Consider the following 18,134-nt stretch of genomic DNA (forward strand, 5'->3'; position numbering starts at 1 on the left):
TTGGTTGTCCATGCTTGTACATACAAGTAAAGGTGTGTTTGTATATTGACCACGACATACCCGCCCGCGGACGACCGCAGAGGACCTTTCCCGTGACCGACAACAACAAATACCGTGACGTTGAAATCCGTGCCCCACGTGGCAACAAGCTGACCGCCAAAAGCTGGCTGACCGAAGCGCCACTGCGCATGCTGATGAACAACCTCGACCCACAGGTTGCGGAAAACCCGAAAGAACTGGTGGTGTACGGCGGTATCGGCCGCGCTGCCCGTAACTGGGAATGCTACGACAAGATCGTCGAAACCCTCACCCGCCTGGAAGACGACGAAACCCTGCTGGTGCAGTCGGGCAAGCCGGTCGGCGTGTTCAAGACCCACAGCAACGCCCCACGCGTGCTGATCGCCAACTCCAACCTGGTGCCGCACTGGGCCAACTGGGAACACTTCAACGAACTGGACGCCAAAGGCCTGGCCATGTACGGCCAGATGACCGCCGGCAGCTGGATCTACATCGGCAGCCAGGGCATCGTCCAGGGCACGTATGAAACCTTCGTCGAAGCCGGTCGCCAGCACTACGGCGGCAGCCTGAAAGGCAAGTGGGTACTCACCGCAGGCCTGGGCGGCATGGGCGGCGCCCAGCCACTGGCCGCTACCCTGGCCGGCGCCTGCTCGCTGAACATCGAATGCCAGCAGAGCCGCATCGACTTCCGCCTGGAAACCCGCTACGTCGACGAGCAGGCCACCGACCTCGACGACGCCCTGGCGCGCATCGCCAAGTACACTGCCGAAGGCAAGGCCATCTCCATCGCCCTGCACGGCAACGCTGCCGAAATCCTGCCAGAGCTGGTCAAGCGTGGCGTGCGCCCGGACATGGTCACCGACCAGACCAGCGCCCACGACCCACTGAACGGCTACCTGCCAGCCGGCTGGACCTGGGAACAGTACCGCGACCGTGCGCAGACCGAACCGGCTGCCGTGGTCAAGGCCGCCAAGCAGTCGATGGCCGTGCACGTACAAGCCATGCTGGACTTCCAGAAGCAGGGCATCCCGACCTTCGACTACGGCAACAACATCCGCCAGATGGCCAAGGAAGAAGGCGTGGCCAATGCCTTCGACTTCCCGGGCTTCGTGCCGGCCTATATTCGCCCGCTGTTCTGCCGTGGTATCGGCCCGTTCCGCTGGGCGGCGCTGTCTGGCGATGCCGAGGACATCTACAAGACCGACGCCAAGGTCAAGGAACTGATCCCCGATGACGCCCACCTGCACCGCTGGCTGGACATGGCCCGCGAGCGCATCAGCTTCCAGGGCCTGCCGGCACGTATCTGCTGGGTTGGCCTGGGCCTGCGCGCCAAGCTGGGCCTGGCGTTCAACGAAATGGTCCGCAGCGGCGAGCTGTCGGCACCGGTGGTGATCGGCCGTGACCACCTGGACTCGGGTTCGGTCTCCAGCCCTAACCGCGAAACCGAAGCCATGCGTGATGGCTCGGACGCTGTCTCCGACTGGCCGCTGCTCAACGCCCTGCTGAACACCGCAGGCGGCGCCACCTGGGTGTCGCTGCACCACGGCGGTGGCGTGGGCATGGGCTTCTCGCAGCACTCGGGTATGGTGATTGTCTGCGACGGTACCGACGAAGCCGCCGAGCGTATCGCCCGCGTGCTGACCAACGACCCGGGGACTGGCGTGATGCGCCACGCCGATGCCGGTTACGCCATCGCCATCGACTGCGCCAAGGAGCAGGGCCTGGACCTGCCGATGATCACTGGCTGATCGCCGCGCTTTGGATCGCACCCCGCAAGGGGTGATACTGAACAACAAGAAGGAGCGCGCAGGCACCGAAAAACGGGCCTGCGGCTCCACGCGATTTGGAGTAGCAACGTGACCGAATTCACCCTCAAGCCCGGCACCCTGACCTTGGCCCAGCTGCGTGCGATCCACGCCGCGCCCGTGCGCCTGCAACTGGATGCCAGCGCCGCGCCGGCCATCGACGCCAGCGTTGCCTGTGTCGAGCAGATCATTGCCGAAGACCGCACCGCCTACGGCATCAACACCGGTTTCGGCCTGCTGGCCTCGACCCGCATCGCCAGCCACGACCTGGAAAACCTGCAGCGCTCGCTGGTGCTGTCCCACGCCGCCGGTGTCGGCGCGCCGCTGGATGACGACCTGGTGCGCCTGATCATGGTGCTGAAAATCAACAGCCTCAGCCGTGGCTTCTCCGGCATTCGCCGCAAGGTCATCGACGCGCTGATCGCCCTGGTCAACGCCGAAGTCTACCCACACATCCCGCTGAAAGGCTCGGTGGGCGCGTCCGGTGACCTGGCGCCGCTGGCGCACATGTCGCTGGTGCTGCTGGGCGAAGGCAAGGCCCGCTACAAAGGCCAGTGGCTGTCGGCCACCGAAGCCCTGGCAGTTGCCGGCCTCGAACCGCTGACCCTGGCTGCCAAAGAGGGCCTGGCCCTGCTCAACGGTACCCAGGCTTCCACCGCCTACGCCCTGCGTGGTCTGTTCCAGGGTGAAGACCTGTACGCTGCTGCCATCGCCTGCGGTGGCCTGAGCGTCGAAGCGGCATTGGGCTCGCGTTCGCCGTTCGATGCGCGTATCCACGAAGTGCGTGGCCAGCGCGGCCAGATAGACACCGCCGCCTGCTTCCGCGACCTGCTGGGCGATTCCAGTGAAGTGTCGCTGTCGCACAAGAACTGCGACAAGGTCCAGGACCCGTACTCCCTGCGCTGCCAGCCGCAGGTCATGGGCGCCTGCCTCACCCAGCTGCGCCAGGCTGCCGAAGTGCTGGGCATCGAAGCCAACGCCGTGTCCGACAACCCGTTGGTGTTCGCCGCCGAAGGTGATGTGATTTCCGGTGGTAACTTCCACGCCGAGCCGGTGGCCATGGCTGCCGACAACATTGCCCTGGCCATCGCCGAAATCGGCTCGCTCAGCGAGCGCCGCATCTCGCTGATGATGGACAAGCACATGTCCCAGCTGCCGCCATTCCTGGTGGAGAACGGTGGGGTCAACTCCGGCTTCATGATCGCCCAGGTGACCGCTGCCGCCCTGGCCAGCGAAAACAAGGCCCTTTCGCACCCACACAGCGTCGACAGCCTGCCGACTTCGGCCAACCAGGAGGACCACGTGTCGATGGCCCCGGCTGCTGGCAAGCGCCTGTGGGAAATGGCTGAAAACACCCGTGGCGTACTGGCCATCGAATGGCTGGGCGCCTGCCAGGGCCTGGACCTGCGCAAAGGCCTGAAGACTTCCGCCAAGCTGGAGCAGGCGCGCAAGGCGCTGCGCAGCGAAGTGCCGCACTACGACCGTGACCGTTTCTTCGCGCCAGACATCGAAAAGGCCGTGGAACTGTTGGCCAAGGGTAGCCTGACCGGCTTGCTGCCGGCGGGTGTGCTGCCAAGCCTGTAATGCCCCTAGGGCCGCGTTGCGGCCCATCGCGAGCAAGCTCGCTCCTATAAAGGCAACGCGTTCCCTTGTAGGAGCGAGCTTGCTCGCGATTGGGTTGCATGGCGGCCCCCTGATCTCACGACCACAAAAACAATTTAAGGACGTGACATGCAACAAGCTCCAGGTCTCAAGCGCGGGCTAAGTGCCCGCCACATCCGTTTCATGGCCCTCGGTTCCGCCATCGGCACCGGGCTGTTCTACGGCTCTGCCTCGGCCATCCAGATGGCCGGCCCGGCCGTGCTGCTGGCCTACCTGATCGGCGGCGCTGCCGTGTTCATGGTCATGCGCGCCCTCGGCGAAATGGCCGTGCATAACCCGGTGGCCGGCTCCTTCGGCCACTACGCCAGCACCTACCTCGGCCCCATGGCCGGCTTCATCCTCGGCTGGACCTACGCCTTCGAAATGGTCATCGTCGCCATCGCCGACGTCACCGCCTTCGGTATCTACATGGGCTTCTGGTTCCCGGAAGTGGCCCGCTGGATCTGGGTGCTTGGCATCGTCTTCCTGATCGGCGGCCTCAACCTGTGCAACGTCAAGGTGTTCGGCGAAATGGAGTTCTGGCTGTCGCTGCTCAAGGTCGGCGCTATCGTGGCGATGATCCTGGCCGGCCTCGGCATCATGGCCTTCGGCTTCAGCCAGGTGGGTACCGGGCATGCCGTCGGCGTCAGCAACCTGTTCGACCACGGCGGCTTCATGCCTAACGGCGTGGGTGGGTTGATCGCGTCCTTTGCCGTGGTGATGTTCGCCTTCGGCGGCATCGAGATCATTGGCGTCACCGCCGGTGAGGCCAAAGATCCGCAGCGCGTCATCCCCAAGGCGATCAACGCCGTGCCGCTGCGCATCCTGCTGTTCTACGTACTCACCCTGTTCGTGCTGATGTGCCTGTACCCATGGCCGCAGATCGGCAGCCAGGGCAGCCCGTTCGTGCAGATCTTCAGCAACCTGGGCATTGGCTCTGCCGCCGCTGTGCTGAACATCGTGGTGATTTCTGCCGCCATCTCGGCCATCAACAGCGACATCTTCGGCGCCGGCCGCATGATGTACGGCCTGGCCCACCAAGGCCATGCGCCACGCAGCTTCGGCAAACTGTCGAAGCATGGCGTGCCGTGGATGACCGTGGTGGTGATGGGCGCTGCACTGCTGATTGGCGTGCTGCTCAACTACCTGATCCCGGAGAACGTGTTCCTGCTCATCGCTTCCATTGCCACCTTCGCCACTGTATGGGTGTGGCTGATGATCCTGCTCACCCAGGTGGCCATGCGCCGCAGCATGAGCCGTGAGGAAGTGGCCCAACTCAAGTTCCCGGTACCGTTCTGGCCCTACGGCCCGGCCATGGCCATTGCGTTCATGGTGTTCATCTTTGGTGTGCTCGGCTACTTCCCGGACACCCAGGCGGCACTGATCGTCGGCGTGGTCTGGGTGGTGTTCCTGGTGGCGTCCTACCTGCTGTGGTGCAAGCCGCGTGCAGGGCAGGGCAGGCCGGCAGCAGAACCCGTAGAGCTGCACCGTTAGTAAAGGAGATTGTGCATGAGAACCCTCTGGCAGCATTGCCATGTGGCTACCATGGCCGAGGGCCGTTATTCGGCCATCGAGGACGCGGCCATCGTCACCCGTGCCGGGCTGATCGAGTGGATCGGCCCACGCGCCGAGCTGGCGCCGGTCGACGCTGACCGCACGGTGGACCTGGGCGGCGCCTGGGTCACCCCGGGGCTGATCGACTGCCACACCCACGCGGTGTTCGGTGGCAACCGTAGCGGTGAGTTCGAGCAGCGCCTGCAGGGCGTGAGCTATGCCGAAATTGCTGCCCAGGGCGGTGGTATCGCCAGCACCGTGCGGGCCACCCGCGCGGCCAGCGAGGACGAACTGTTCGCCAGTGCTCGTCAGCGGGTTCAGGCGCTGATGCGCGATGGCGTGACCACGATCGAGGTCAAGTCTGGCTACGGCCTGGACCTGGCCAACGAACGCAAGATGCTGCGCGTGGCCCGGCGCCTGGCGGACGAACTGCCGCTGGCGGTGCGGGCCACCTGCCTGGCCGCGCACGCCCTGCCACCGGAGTACGCCGGCCGGCCCGACGACTATATCGCGCATATCTGCGACGAGATGCTGCCAGCCTTGGCTGCCGAGGGCCTGGTGGACGCAGTGGATGCCTTCTGCGAACACCTGGCGTTTTCCCCGGCCCAGGTCGAGCGGCTCTTCATCAAGGCGCGTGAGCTGGGCCTGCCGGTCAAGCTGCACGCCGAACAGTTGTCGTCGCTGCACGGCTCCAGCCTGGCAGCGCGTTACCAGGCGCTGTCGGCGGATCATCTGGAGTTCATGACCGAGGAAGACGCCATCGCCATGGCCGCAGCCGGCACTGTTGCTGTGCTGCTGCCGGGCGCCTTCTACTTCCTGCGTGAAACCCAGTTGCCGCCCATGGATGCACTGCGTCGCCACGGGGTGAAAATTGCCTTGGCCAGCGACCTCAACCCCGGCACGTCACCTGGGTTGTCGCTGCGGCTGATGCTGAACATGGGCTGCACCTGTTTCCGCATGACCCCGGAAGAAGCGTTAGCTGGCGTTACGGTACATGCCGCCACGGCACTGGGCCTGGGCGACAGCCACGGCTCGCTGGAAGTGGGCAAGGTGGCCGACTTCGTCGCCTGGCAAATCGAACGCCCTGCCGACCTGGCCTACTGGCTGGGCGGCGACCTGCCCAAGCGCGTGGTGCGCAAGGGCAACGAAATCTCCAATTGAGCGAGGCACGATGGACAAGGTACTGAGTTTTCACCAAGGCCACCTGCCGCTGCTGATCAGCATGCCGCACGCCGGCCTGGGCTTGAGCAACGCGGTGCGCGACGGCCTGGTCGATGAGGCGCGCAGCTTGCCGGACACCGACTGGCACATCCCCCGGTTGTACGCCTTTGCCCGTGACATGGGGGCCAGCGTGGTCGCGGCGGAGTACTCGCGCTTCGTCATCGACCTCAACCGCCCGGATGACGACAAGCCGTTGTATGCCGGCGCTACCACTGGCCTGTATCCGGCCACGTTGTTCGATGGCGAGCCGCTGTTCAAGGATGGGCTGGCGCCCTCAGGTGAAGAACGCAAAGGTTATCTGGAGCAGATCTGGCGTCCCTACCACGGCACGATCCGCAGCGAACTGGACCGGTTGCGCGAGCAGTTTGGTTACGCCCTGCTGTGGGATGCCCATTCCATTCGCTCGCTGATCCCGCACTTGTTCGACGGCAAGCTGCCGGACTTCAACCTGGGCACTTTCAACGGCGCCAGTTGTGATCCGGCATTGGCTGAGCGGCTGCAAGGCGTGTGCGCCAAGGCGCAAGGTTATAGCCAGGTGCTTAATGGCCGCTTCAAAGGCGGGCACATCACCCGGCATTACGGTGACCCGGCCAACCATATTCATGCTGTGCAACTGGAGCTGGCACAAAGCACGTACATGGACGAAACCGAGCCGTTTGCCTACCGGGAAGACTTGGCGAGGCCTACACAAGACGTACTGAAGCAGCTTCTGCAGGCGCTGCTGGCTTGGGGCGAGGAGCGTTACAAGCGTTGAGTGGAAGGGGCGACGCCATTGGCTTCGCCCCGCTTCATGGGTGTTCAGTCGTTGGCTACCTGCGCAATATGTGCGCACGCGCAAAATCGTTTCAAGCGGTAAAGGGTTGTCGAACAAGGCTGGGCCGCTTGGCCGGCTGGGGGTAGATATATGTGTCCGCAAGGTTGGCCGTATCAGCGAGGACGGTGCTGAAAGTGCAATTCAGGTTTATGATGGCCCACGGCCGAATAATCCTCACACGGAGTGCGCAATGCAGACCCTGTACCCGCAGATCAAACCCTACGCCCGGCACGATCTGGCCGTGGAAGCGCCGCATGTGCTGTATGTCGACGAAAGCGGCTCGCCAGAAGGTCTGCCGGTGGTGTTCATCCACGGTGGCCCGGGCGCCGGTTGCGACGCCCAGAGCCGTTGCTACTTCGACCCCACGCTGTACCGCATCATCACCTTCGACCAGCGCGGCTGTGGCCGCTCCACGCCACACGCCAGCCTGGAGAACAACACCACCTGGCACCTGGTCGAGGATCTGGAGCGCATTCGTGAGCACCTGGGTATCGACAAGTGGGTGCTGTTCGGCGGTTCCTGGGGCTCCACCCTGGCCCTGGCCTATGCCCAGACCCACCCCGAGCGCGTGCATGGCTTGATCCTGCGCGGCATCTTCCTGTGCCGGCCGCAGGAGATCGAGTGGTTCTACCAGGAAGGTGCCAGCCGAATGTTCCCGGACTACTGGCAGGACTACATCGCGCCAATTCCGCCGGATGAGCGCGGCGACCTGGTCAAGGCCTTCCACAAGCGCCTGACCGGCAATGACCAGATTGCCCAGATGCACGCCGCCAAGGCCTGGTCCACCTGGGAAGGCCGCACTGCCACCCTGCGCCCCAACCCGCTGGTGGTCGATCGCTTCTCCGAGCCGCAACGTGCGCTGTCGATCGCCCGCATCGAATGCCACTACTTCATGAACAATGCGTTCCTCGAGCCGGACCAGCTGATCCGCGACCTGCCGAAAATCGCCCACCTACCGGCGGTTATCGTGCACGGCCGCTATGACGTGATCTGCCCGCTGGACAACGCCTGGGCACTGCACCAGGCCTGGCCCAACAGCGAGCTGAAAGTCATCCGCGACGCTGGCCACGCGGCTTCCGAGCCGGGTATTACCGATGCCTTGGTGCGTGCGGCCGACCAGATGGCCCGGCGCCTGCTCGACCTGCCTCTGGAAGAAGCATGAGGGGCCTGCTCCAGCGCGTGCGTGGTGCGCGGGTTGAGGTAGCAGGGGAGGTGGTCGGCGCCATCGACCAGGGTTTGCTGGTGCTGGTGGCCGTCGAGCCTGAAGATTCCCGTGAACAGGCCGATAAGCTGTTGCACAAGCTGTTGAACTACCGTGTGTTCAGCGACGAGCAGGGCAAGATGAACCTGTCGCTCAAGGATGTCGGTGGCGGTTTGTTGCTGGTGTCGCAGTTCACCTTGGCGGCGGACACCCGCAACGGCATGCGCCCGAGCTTCTCGACGGCAGCGCCACCGGCCCTCGGCGCCGAGTTGTTCGACTATCTTTTGCAGCAGGCAAACGCGCAGCATACCGACGTGGCCAGTGGCCGCTTCGGTGCGGATATGCAGGTGCACCTGGTCAATGATGGCCCCGTAACATTTATGTTACAAATGTGAGCTCAAAAAACCCTTTGTTTATAGGAAAACAAGGGGTTTTGTACGATAAATAGTTGTTCCAGCCTGATGCGTTGTCACGCGACCTGCTGGATAATCGCGCGCTGCATGGACCTGCGTTCGCAGGTTCGTTTCACTCTGACTCGAGCATTGTCTGGATCCGTTTGGGGAATCATTACGCCCTCACGGGGTCCGAACAGTGCTCGCCAACCCGGCATTTGTCGCTGGCCGTTGGTTTCATGATCTGTTTTCGGCGAGGGTTGCTCGTGATTGTTAGTCCCCAAAAAGCATCAAGAATCCCCGGAACCGGGCTGCGCAAGGCTTTGATGGCCAGTGTGGCACTGGTAGGCCTGATGAGCGCGGGCCAGCTGTGGGCATTCAATCTTGACGATGTTGCAGCCAAGGCAAAGGATCTGGCCGGCCAGAAGTACGAAGCACCCAAAAGCAACCTGCCGGCCGTATTCCGCGACATGAAGTTTGCGGACTATCAGAAAATTCATTTCCTGCAGGAAAAGGCCGAGTGGGCCAAGGACAAGACCCCGTTCAAGCTGTCGTTCTATCACCAGGGCATGCACTTCGATACCCCGGTGAAAATCAACGAGGTCACCGCCACCAAGGTCGAGGAAATCAAGTACGACCCGAGCCGCTTCGAGTTCGGTGACGTGCCACACGACCCGGAAACCACCAAAAACCTGGGTTACGCCGGTTTCCGCGTGCTGTACCCGATCAACAAGGCCGACAAGCAGGACGAGATCATGACCCTGCTTGGCGCCAGCTATTTCCGCGTGGTCGGCAAGGGCCACGTGTACGGCCTGTCGGCCCGTGGCCTGGCCATCGACACCGCGCTGCCGTCGGGCGAGGAATTCCCGCGCTTCACCGAGTTCTGGGTCGAAAAACCCAAACCGGCCGACAAGCACCTGGTGATCTACGCACTGCTGGATTCGCCGCGCTCCACCGGTGCCTACAAGCTGACCCTGCGCCCGGGCAACGATACCGTGGTCGACGTACAGTCCCAGGTCTTCCTGCGTGATCAGGTCAGCCGCCTGGGTATCGCCCCGCTGACCAGCATGTACCTGTTCGGCCCCAACCAGCCGTCCAAGGTGCTCAACTACCGCCCGGCCCTGCACGACTCTGAAGGCCTGTCGATCCATGCCGGTAACGGCGAGTGGATCTGGCGCCCGCTGAACAACCCGAAACACCTGGCCGTGAGCAACTTCAGCGTCGAGAACCCGCGTGGTTTCGGCCTGATGCAGCGTCAGCGCGCCTTCAGCGACTACGAAGACCTCGACGACAACTACCAGAAGCGCCCAAGCGCCTGGATCGAGCCGAAAGGTGACTGGGGTAAAGGTACCGTCGACCTGGTCGAAATCCCGACTGCCGACGAGACCAACGACAACATCGTTGCCTTCTGGAGCCCGGAAAAGCTGCCGGAGCCGGGCAAGCCGTTCGAGTACGCCTACCGCCTGCACTGGACCATCAACGAGGCGAAGTTCCAGGCGCCTGAGTTGGGCTCGGTCAAGCAGACCCTGCGCTCCACCGGTGACGTGAAGCAGTCCAACCTGATTCGCCAGCCAGACGGCAGCGTGGCCTTCCTGGTCGACTTCGCCGGCCCGGCCCTGGCCGCCCTGCCGGAAGACACCGCCGTCCGCAGCCAGATCAGCGTGGGTGACAACGCCGAGGTGGTCGAGAACAATCTGCGCTATAACCCTGAGACCAAGGGCTGGCGCCTGACCCTGCGTTTGAAGGTCAAGGAAGCCAACAAATCGACCGAAATGCGTGCCGCGCTGGTGCGCGATGTGCCGGTCGAACCCGCCAAGCCTGCGCAGGACGCCAAGCAGGACAAGGCCGCAGCCAAGCATGCCAAGGCCGAGAAAGCCGTCAAGGCTGAGCAAACGGCCAAGGCCGAACAACCTGCCGCCGATGCGGCGCCCACCAACGGGGCCCCGGCCACCACCGAGAAGGTGCTGACCGAGACCTGGAGCTATCAGTTGCCTGCCGATGAGTAACTCAAGCGCAAGGCCAGTATCGCTTGGCGAGTACCTGGCTCACCTACCACTGAGTGACGAGCAACGGGCGGAACTCGCCAGTTGCACGTCGTTCAGTGAGCTGCACCAACGTTTGGCTGCCAAACCGGCCGCCGACGCTGCCGAGGCCGTGCAGGCCTCGGTGGGCCCGCGCCTGACCGTGGGCAGCGCCGCCGAGCTGGAGGACGCCGAAATGCTCGGCGTCGACGGCAGCGGTCGCCTGTGTCTGAAAATCGCCCCGCCGATCAAGCGCACCAAAGTGGTGCCAGAGCCTTGGCGCACCAACGTGCTGATCCGCATGTGGCGGCGCATGACCGGCCGCACCAATGCCCCGCAGCCACCCAAGCGCGAGCTGCCGCCGGCGCGCTGGCGTACGGTCGGCTCGATCCGCCGCTACATCCTGCTGGCCCTGATGATCGGCCAGACCATCGTCGCCGGCTGGTACATGAAGGGCATCCTGCCGTACCAGGGCTGGTCGTTCGTCGACCTCGACGAAATCCTCAACCAGTCGCTGTGGGATACGGTGGTGCAGGTTTGGCCGTATGCCTTGCAAACCTCCATTCTGATCCTCTTTGGCATCCTGTTCTGCTGGGTGTCGGCGGGCTTCTGGACTGCGCTGATGGGCTTCCTCGAGCTGCTCACCGGGCGTGACAAGTACAAGATTTCGGGCAGCAGCGCCGGCAACGAGCCGATTGCCCCCGAGGCGCGTACCGCGCTGGTGATGCCGATCTGCAACGAAGACGTGCCGCGCGTGTTCGCTGGCCTGCGTGCAACGTTCGAGTCGGTGGCTGCCAGCGGCAACCTCGACCGTTTCGACTTCTTCGTGCTCAGCGACACCAACGACACCGATATCGCCGTGGCCGAACAACAGGCCTGGCTGGACGTGTGCCGTGAAACCAAGGGCTTTGGCCGCATCTTCTACCGCCGCCGTCGGCGCCGGGTGAAGCGCAAGAGCGGCAACCTTGACGACTTCTGCCGTCGCTGGGGCGGCGAGTACAAGTACATGGTCGTGCTGGACGCCGACAGCGTCATGAGCGGCGAGTGCCTGAGCAGCCTGGTGCGCCTGATGGAGGCCAACCCGGACGCCGGCATCATCCAGACCGGGCCGAAAGCCTCGGGCATGGATACCCTGTATGCGCGCATGCAGCAGTTCGCCACCCGCGTATACGGCCCGCTGTTCACCGCCGGTCTGCACTTCTGGCAGCTGGGCGAGTCGCACTACTGGGGCCATAACGCGATCATCCGCATGAAGCCGTTCATCGAGCACTGCGCCCTGGCGCCGTTGCCGGGCAAGGGCGCGTTCGCCGGTGCGATCCTTTCTCACGACTTCGTCGAAGCCGCGCTGATGCGCCGTGCCGGCTGGGGCGTGTGGATCGCCTACGACCTGCCGGGCAGCTATGAAGAGCTGCCGCCAAACCTGCTGGACGAGCTCAAGCGTGACCGTCGCTGGTGCCACGGCAACTTGATGAACTTCCGCCTGTTCCTGGTCAAGGGCATGCACCCGGTGCACCGTGCGGTGTTCCTCACCGGGGTGATGTCGTACCTGTCGGCGCCGCTGTGGTTCCTGTTCCTGGTGCTGTCGACCGCGCTGCTGGCGACCAACACGCTGATGGAGCCTCAGTACTTCATCGAGCCGTACCAGCTGTACCCGCTGTGGCCGCAGTGGCACCCGGAGAAGGCCGTGGCGCTGTTCTCCACCACCATCGTGCTGCTGTTCCTGCCCAAGCTGCTCAGTGTCATCCTGATCTGGGCCAAAGGTGCCGTCGAGTTCGGCGGGCGGGTCAAGGTCACCTTGTCGATGCTGATGGAGATGCTGTTCTCCATGCTGTTGGCTCCGGTACGTATGATCTTCCACACCCGCTTCGTGCTGGCGGCGTTCCTCGGCTGGGCCGCGACCTGGAATTCGCCGCAACGTGACGACGACTCCACCCCGTGGGGCGAGGCTGTGCGCCGCCATGGTCCGCAAACCCTGTTGGGTATCGCCTGGGCTGGGCTGGTGGCGTGGCTGAACCCGAGCTTCCTGTGGTGGCTGGCGCCTATCGTTGGCTCGTTGGTGCTGTCGATCCCGGTTTCGGTGATTTCCAGCCGTACGCGCCTGGGCCTGGCGGCCAAGGACGAGAAGCTGTTCCTCATCCCCGAGGAATACGCTACCCCGCAAGAGTTGCTGGCCACCGACCGGTACACCCACGAGAACCGCTGGCATGCCCTGCACGACGGCTTCGTGCGGGCCGTGGTCGACCCTCGGCAGAACGCCCTGGCCTGCGCCATGGCCACTGCCCGTCATGGCCAGGCGGCGCCGATCGAAGCGCTGCGTGCCGAGCGCGTGGCCAAGGCGATGGAAGTCGGGCCGAAAGGGCTGGACCTCAATACCCGCCTGGCCCTGCTCAGCGACCCGGTGGCGCTCACCCGCCTGCACGAGCAGGTGTGGGCCGAGCACAATACGGCGTGGATCGATGTGTGGCGTGCGTCGATCAAGAACGACCCGCACTCGCCGCTGTTGCCGCTGCACCCGGAGAGTGAAGGCCAACCGGCACTCGTCGGCGCCTGATCGATTGCAATCGCGAGCTACGCTCGCTTCTACGATGAACACCCGTAGGAGCGAGCGTAGCTCGCGATGCGCCGCGCAAGCGGCGCTCGATTCTTCGGCCACAATCCGATTTTGGCCAACAAAGTCCCCCCCGGCTCTAGGTCCCCGAGCCGCCATGCGTTAGCATCCCATTCCGATACGACGCCTCGGCCAGTACGGCCGTGCCAACACAATAAGATTCGCTACTTTTCTTGCTAGGGGACTTGGTGATGATCAAGAAATACCTTTCGCGACTGCTGGTCGGTGTTACCGCCCTGGTCGCCGTGACAGCGGCCCAGGCCGGCGCCATCGATGATGCAGTCAAGCGCGGCACCCTGCGGGTGGGCATGGACCCGACCTACATGCCGTTCCAGATGACCAACAAGCGTGGCGAAATCATCGGCTTCGAAGTCGATATCCTCAAAGCCATGGCCAAGTCCATGGGCGTCAAGTTCGAGGCCGTATCCACCGCCTACGACGGCATCATCCCGGCCCTGCTGACCGACAAGTTCGACATGATCGGCAGCGGCATGACCCTGACCCAGGAACGCAACCTGCGTCTGAACTTCAGCGAACCCTTCATCGTGGTTGGTCAGACCCTGCTGATCCGCAAGGAACTGGCTGGCGAGATCAAGTCGTACAAGGACCTGAACAACGAGAAGTACCGCCTTACCTCCAAGCTCGGCACCACCGGCGAGATGGTTTCCAAGAAGCTGATCGGCAAAGCCAAGTACCACGGCTACGACAACGAGCAGGAAGCGGTGATGGACGTCGTCAACGGCAAGGCTGACGCCTTTGTCTATGATGCGCCGTATAACGTGGTGGCCGTAGAAAAAGCCGGCGCTGGCAAGCTGCTGTTCCTCGAAGAACCCTTCACCTACGAGCCGCTGGCCTTCGGCCTGAAGAAAGGCGACTACGACAGCATCAACTTCATCAACAACTTCCTGCACCAGATCAAGCATGACGGGACCTACGATCGTATTCACGACAAGTGGTTCAAGAACAAGGACTGGCTGAAGGAAATGGAATAAGGCCCAGGCCACAAGCCCGGCTTTATGACCCCGACGCGCAGGCAAACCCTGCGCGTTCGCATTTACGGAAGTACCCCACGTGATCAAACACAAGAAAGCCCAGTGGCCCTGGCATGGGCTGACGGCCCTGGTTCTGGTGGGCCTGGCGTTCAGCCTGTACATGGCCACCTCGATGATTTCCTACGAGTGGCGCTGGAACCGCGTACCGCAGTACTTCGCCTACAAGGCCGAGGAAACGCAGCGCGCAGCCAATTACGGTACCGTGCAGGACATCGTCGTCTCTGGCGATAACGCGCGCGTCACGCTGAAGGATGAAAGCGGCGCGGAACAAGTACTCGATGTCGCCAAGGACAGCCTGCAACTGAGCCGTGGCGACGATGTTGCCGAAGGCGACGCGATAGGCGTAACCCGCCATTGGGCAGCGGGCCCGCTGGCCTGGGGCCTGTGGACCACCTTGTGGATTTCGGTGGTGTCCGGGGCACTGGGGCTGGTGATCGGCCTGTTCGCCGGCCTGTGCCGGTTGTCGAACAACCCGACCCTGCGCGACCTGTCGACCGTTTATGTCGAACTGGTGCGCGGCACGCCGCTGTTGGTACAGATCTTCATCTTCTACTTCTTCATCGGCACCGTGCTCAACCTCTCCCGCGAGTTTGCCGGGGTGGCAGCGCTGGCGCTGTTCACTGGCGCCTATGTGGCCGAAATCGTCCGTGCCGGTGTGCAGTCCATTGCCAAGGGCCAGAACGAAGCGGCCCGCTCGCTGGGCCTGAACGCCGGCCAGTCGATGCGTCATGTCATCTTGCCGCAGGCGTTCAAACGCGTGCTGCCGCCGCTGGCCGGCCAGTTCATCAGCCTGGTCAAGGACACCTCGCTGGTGTCGGTAATTGCCATTACCGAACTGACCAAGAGCGGCCGTGAGGCCATCACCACCTCGTTCTCGACGTTCGAGATCTGGTTCTGCGTGGCAGGTCTGTACCTGCTGATCAACCTGCCGCTGTCGCACATTGCCAGCCGGCTCGAGCGGAGGCTTGCGCAAAGTGATTGAAGTCCGTGACCTGCTGAAAGTCTTCGACACCCGTGGCCAGGTGGTACGGGCGGTGGATAACGTCACCACCCAGGTCGCCAAAGGCGAAGTGGTGGTGGTGCTCGGCCCATCGGGCTCGGGCAAGTCGACCTTCCTGCGCTGCCTGAACGGCCTGGAGCATTTCGACGAAGGCCATGTGGCCATCGACGGCCTGCAACTGGCCGACCCCAAGACCGACATCAACGCCTACCGCCGCGAAGTGGGCATGGTGTTCCAGCACTTCAACCTGTTCCCGCACATGACCGTGCTGGAAAACCTGTGCCTGGCGCAGAAGGTGGTGCGCAAGCGCAACAAGGCCGAGCGTGAAGCCAAGGCCCGTGCGCTGCTGGAAAAAGTGGGTATTGCGCAGAAGGCCAACGAATTCCCGTCGCGCCTGTCCGGTGGCCAGCAGCAGCGGGTAGCGATTGCCCGCGCCTTGGCGATGGACCCGAAAGTGATGCTGTTCGACGAGCCCACCTCGGCGCTCGACCCGGAAATGGTCGGCGAAGTGCTGGACGTAATGAAGACCCTGGCCCAGGAAGGCATGACCATGGTCTGCGTCACCCACGAAATGGGCTTCGCCCGCGAAGTGGCGGACCGGGTGCTGTTCTTCGACCATGGCAAGCTGCTGGAAGACTCGGCCCCGGCCGCCTTCTTTGCGGCGCCGAAAGACCCAAGGGCCCAGGCCTTCCTGCGCCAGGTGCTGTAACCGCACCGGCCCTTTCGCGGGACAACCCCGCTCCCACAAGTGCTGCACCGCCCTCAAGGCTGGTGATTGACTTGTGGGGCTTGTCCCGCGAAGAGGGTGACCCGGTCTCAAATGCTGAATCGCCCGACCATCCCCCTCAACTGCTGCCCCAGTTGCTCCAACTCCCCACTCGAAGCCGCCGTCTGCTCACTGGCCGCACTGGTCTGATCTGACGCATCCCGCACGCTGATGACGCTTCGGTTGATCTGCTCGGCCACCACGCTCTGTTCCTCGCTGGCCGTGGCGATCTGCTGGTTCATGCCCTGAATGCTCGACACCGTGTCGGTGATCTGGCTCAGTGCATCCCCGACGCGGCGGCTCAGTTCCACGCTCTGCTCGGTCAGGTTCTTGCTGCTGTCCAGCAAGCGGGTCACTTCGTCAGTGCCGTTGTGTAGGCTGTCGATCAGTTGGCCAATCTCCTCGGTCGCTGTCGAGGTGCGTTGGGCCAGGCCGCGTACCTCGTCGGCCACCACGGCAAAGCCACGCCCGGCTTCACCGGCCCGTGCCGCTTCGATCGCCGCGTTCAGGGCCAGCAGGTTGGTCTGTTCGGACACCGACTTGATCACATCGAGGATGCTGCCAATCCGCTGGCTTTCGCCCGCCAGGTGCTGCATGGCCGTCAGGCAATGGTCCATTTGCCCGGCCAGTTGCTCGATACGGCCGATGGCTTCGGCTACCACCTGGTCGCCCAGTTGCGCCTGCTGGTCGGCGTTGGTCGCGGCGAGCGAGGCCTGCTCGGCGTTCTGTGCCACTTCCTGCACGGTGGCACTCATCTGGTTCATGGCAGTGGCTACCTGGTCGGTTTCCTCACGCTGCTGGTTGATGCGCAGCTTGGTGTCCTCGCTGCTGGTCGCCAGCTGTGTGGCGGCCTGTGACAGCTGGCCGACACCCTGGTCGATGCCCCCGATCAGCTCGCGCAGGCTCAAGGTCATTTCGCGCATGCTGGTTTGCAGCTGGCCCATTTCGTCGCGGCGTTGCACGGTGTCAACCTGGCTCAGGTCACCCTTGGCGATGCGCACGGCCACGGCCAGTGTCTGACGTAGTGGCTGGGTGATCTGCAGGGTAATCAGCCAGGCGGCTATCACCCCAAGCACCATGGCCAGCAATGCCACGCTGGTCAGCAGCGAGCGGGCAGCCAGGGCTTCGCTGTCCCGTTGTTCAACTTTGCGCCCGGCCAGTTCGACACTCGCCACGCCCAGTTCGTCGCCCATTTTTTCCATGCTGCCCTGCAGCTGCTCGGCGCGCACCGCTGCGCGGCGGTACTGATCCAGGCTGGCCCGGTACTTGGCCAACTCGACGCCGGGCTGCTCGGTCAGTGATCGTGGCAAGCTCAGTGGGGCCAACGCCTTTAGCAGTTGCTCAAGGCTCTTGTCGGCGGCGTCCAGTGCCTCGTCGCCGACCTTGGCGAACGCCTCGACGGGCGAGAAGGTGTAGGCCGGTACAAGGCTTTGCTGGTTGGCGCCTTCGACATGGCGACCGAGGCTTTCCATCAGGCCCAGCGCGCTGCCTTGTTGACTCTCAGACATCGTCAGCAAGGCTTGGGTCTGCAAGTCGTCGATGACATCGTCCAGTTTGAGCGCTTGCGCTTGCATGGCCTGGCGCAGTGCCGTGCGGCTGGCGACGGTGCTTTGCAGCTCGGTGAAGTCTTCACGCAGCTGTTGCAGCAATTGCAGTTTTTGTGTGAGCAACTGACGGGATTCGTCAACGTTGCTGCGTTGCTGCAACATGCTCAGCATGCGCTCCAGTTGCTCGATGGCCTGCTGGATACGTGCCTTGCTGGTGTCGTCGCTGAGTACGCGGAAGGTGATGCGCTCGGCACGCAGGTCTTTGACCAGATCGTTGATCTGGCCAATTTCACTGAGCTGTTGCGAGCGGTTGATGGCGCCATCAAGTGCACGCCAGCCGCTGATGGTGGTGGCCAGGGTGAGCAGCAGGACCACGGCGAAGCCGAGGGCCAGCTTGGCGGCGACATTGAGGTTGCCGAGCTTGCGGTTGAGGTAGCCGAGCATGGGAAGTCTCCGTGCGATTGGGGGAGGGCATGCAGGCGTATTGCCGGCAT

Annotated in this window: 13 protein-coding genes; 12 read left to right on the plus strand and 1 reads right to left on the minus strand. The window is 63.5% G+C overall.

Features of this window, described 5'->3' with window-relative positions; translation table 11 throughout:
* The first annotated feature begins 92 nt into the window (after positions 1–92).
* The 12 genes from hutU to B9A31_RS02560 all read left to right on the plus strand — a co-directional run bounded on the left by hutU (position 93) and on the right by B9A31_RS02560 (position 16,036).
* Positions 93–1,766: a urocanate hydratase gene (gene hutU, locus B9A31_RS02505; protein ID WP_016712451.1), complete on the plus strand. Its 1,674-nt coding sequence runs from the start codon at positions 93–95 to the stop codon at positions 1,764–1,766.
* A gap of 108 nt (positions 1,767–1,874) precedes the next feature.
* Positions 1,875–3,407, plus strand: a complete 1,533-nt coding sequence (gene hutH, locus B9A31_RS02510) for a histidine ammonia-lyase (RefSeq protein WP_019098304.1) — start codon at positions 1,875–1,877, stop codon at positions 3,405–3,407.
* A 147-nt stretch (positions 3,408–3,554) separates the two neighbouring features.
* Positions 3,555–4,958: an amino acid permease gene (locus B9A31_RS02515; RefSeq protein WP_019098305.1), complete on the plus strand. Its 1,404-nt coding sequence runs from the start codon at positions 3,555–3,557 to the stop codon at positions 4,956–4,958.
* A gap of 15 nt (positions 4,959–4,973) precedes the next feature.
* Positions 4,974–6,179 carry an imidazolonepropionase gene (gene hutI, locus B9A31_RS02520; protein ID WP_025752319.1) on the plus strand — a complete coding sequence of 402 codons (1,206 nt, stop codon included), beginning with the start codon at positions 4,974–4,976 and terminating at the stop codon, positions 6,177–6,179.
* A 10-nt stretch (positions 6,180–6,189) separates the two neighbouring features.
* The gene (gene hutG / locus B9A31_RS02525) at positions 6,190–6,993 is read left to right on the plus strand and encodes an N-formylglutamate deformylase (RefSeq protein WP_019098638.1); all 804 of its coding nucleotides are present in this window, start codon (positions 6,190–6,192) and stop codon (positions 6,991–6,993) included.
* Positions 6,994–7,243: 250 nt separating this feature from the next.
* Positions 7,244–8,215 carry a prolyl aminopeptidase gene (gene pip / locus B9A31_RS02530; protein ID WP_016712445.1) on the plus strand — a complete coding sequence of 324 codons (972 nt, stop codon included), beginning with the start codon at positions 7,244–7,246 and terminating at the stop codon, positions 8,213–8,215.
* Positions 8,212–8,649 (plus strand): D-aminoacyl-tRNA deacylase, encoded by a 438-nt coding sequence (dtd, locus tag B9A31_RS02535; protein ID WP_019098637.1) that lies wholly within the window; start codon positions 8,212–8,214, stop codon positions 8,647–8,649. The genes pip and dtd overlap by 4 nt, the downstream gene beginning before the upstream one ends.
* Positions 8,650–8,912: 263 nt before the next feature.
* Complete coding sequence (locus tag B9A31_RS02540) at positions 8,913–10,652, plus strand: glucan biosynthesis protein G (protein WP_201296075.1); 1,740 nt, start codon at positions 8,913–8,915, stop codon at positions 10,650–10,652.
* A complete protein-coding gene (mdoH, locus tag B9A31_RS02545; RefSeq protein ID WP_025752326.1) occupies positions 10,645–13,218 on the plus strand; it encodes a glucans biosynthesis glucosyltransferase MdoH in 2,574 nt (857 codons plus the stop codon). The genes B9A31_RS02540 and mdoH overlap by 8 nt, the downstream gene beginning before the upstream one ends.
* Positions 13,219–13,469: 251 nt before the next feature.
* On the plus strand, positions 13,470–14,267 hold the full coding sequence (locus B9A31_RS02550) for a transporter substrate-binding domain-containing protein (RefSeq protein ID WP_025752328.1): 798 nt from the start codon (positions 13,470–13,472) through the stop codon (positions 14,265–14,267).
* Between the two features lie 79 nt (positions 14,268–14,346).
* A complete protein-coding gene (locus B9A31_RS02555) occupies positions 14,347–15,309 on the plus strand; it encodes an amino acid ABC transporter permease (RefSeq protein WP_016712441.1) in 963 nt (320 codons plus the stop codon).
* Positions 15,302–16,036 (plus strand): amino acid ABC transporter ATP-binding protein, encoded by a 735-nt coding sequence (locus tag B9A31_RS02560; RefSeq protein WP_025752329.1) that lies wholly within the window; start codon positions 15,302–15,304, stop codon positions 16,034–16,036. Before B9A31_RS02555 ends, B9A31_RS02560 begins: the two co-directional genes overlap by 8 nt.
* A 107-nt stretch (positions 16,037–16,143) precedes the next feature.
* Here the strand turns inward: B9A31_RS02560 and B9A31_RS02565 are convergent, their stop codons facing one another.
* A complete protein-coding gene (locus B9A31_RS02565; RefSeq protein ID WP_084296632.1) occupies positions 16,144–18,084 on the minus strand; it encodes a methyl-accepting chemotaxis protein in 1,941 nt (646 codons plus the stop codon).
* Between the last annotated feature and the right edge of the window lie 50 nt (positions 18,085–18,134).

This window comes from Pseudomonas sp. URIL14HWK12:I5 (assembly GCF_900176445.1).
GTDB classification, from domain to species: Bacteria; Pseudomonadota; Gammaproteobacteria; order Pseudomonadales; family Pseudomonadaceae; genus Aquipseudomonas; species Aquipseudomonas monteilii.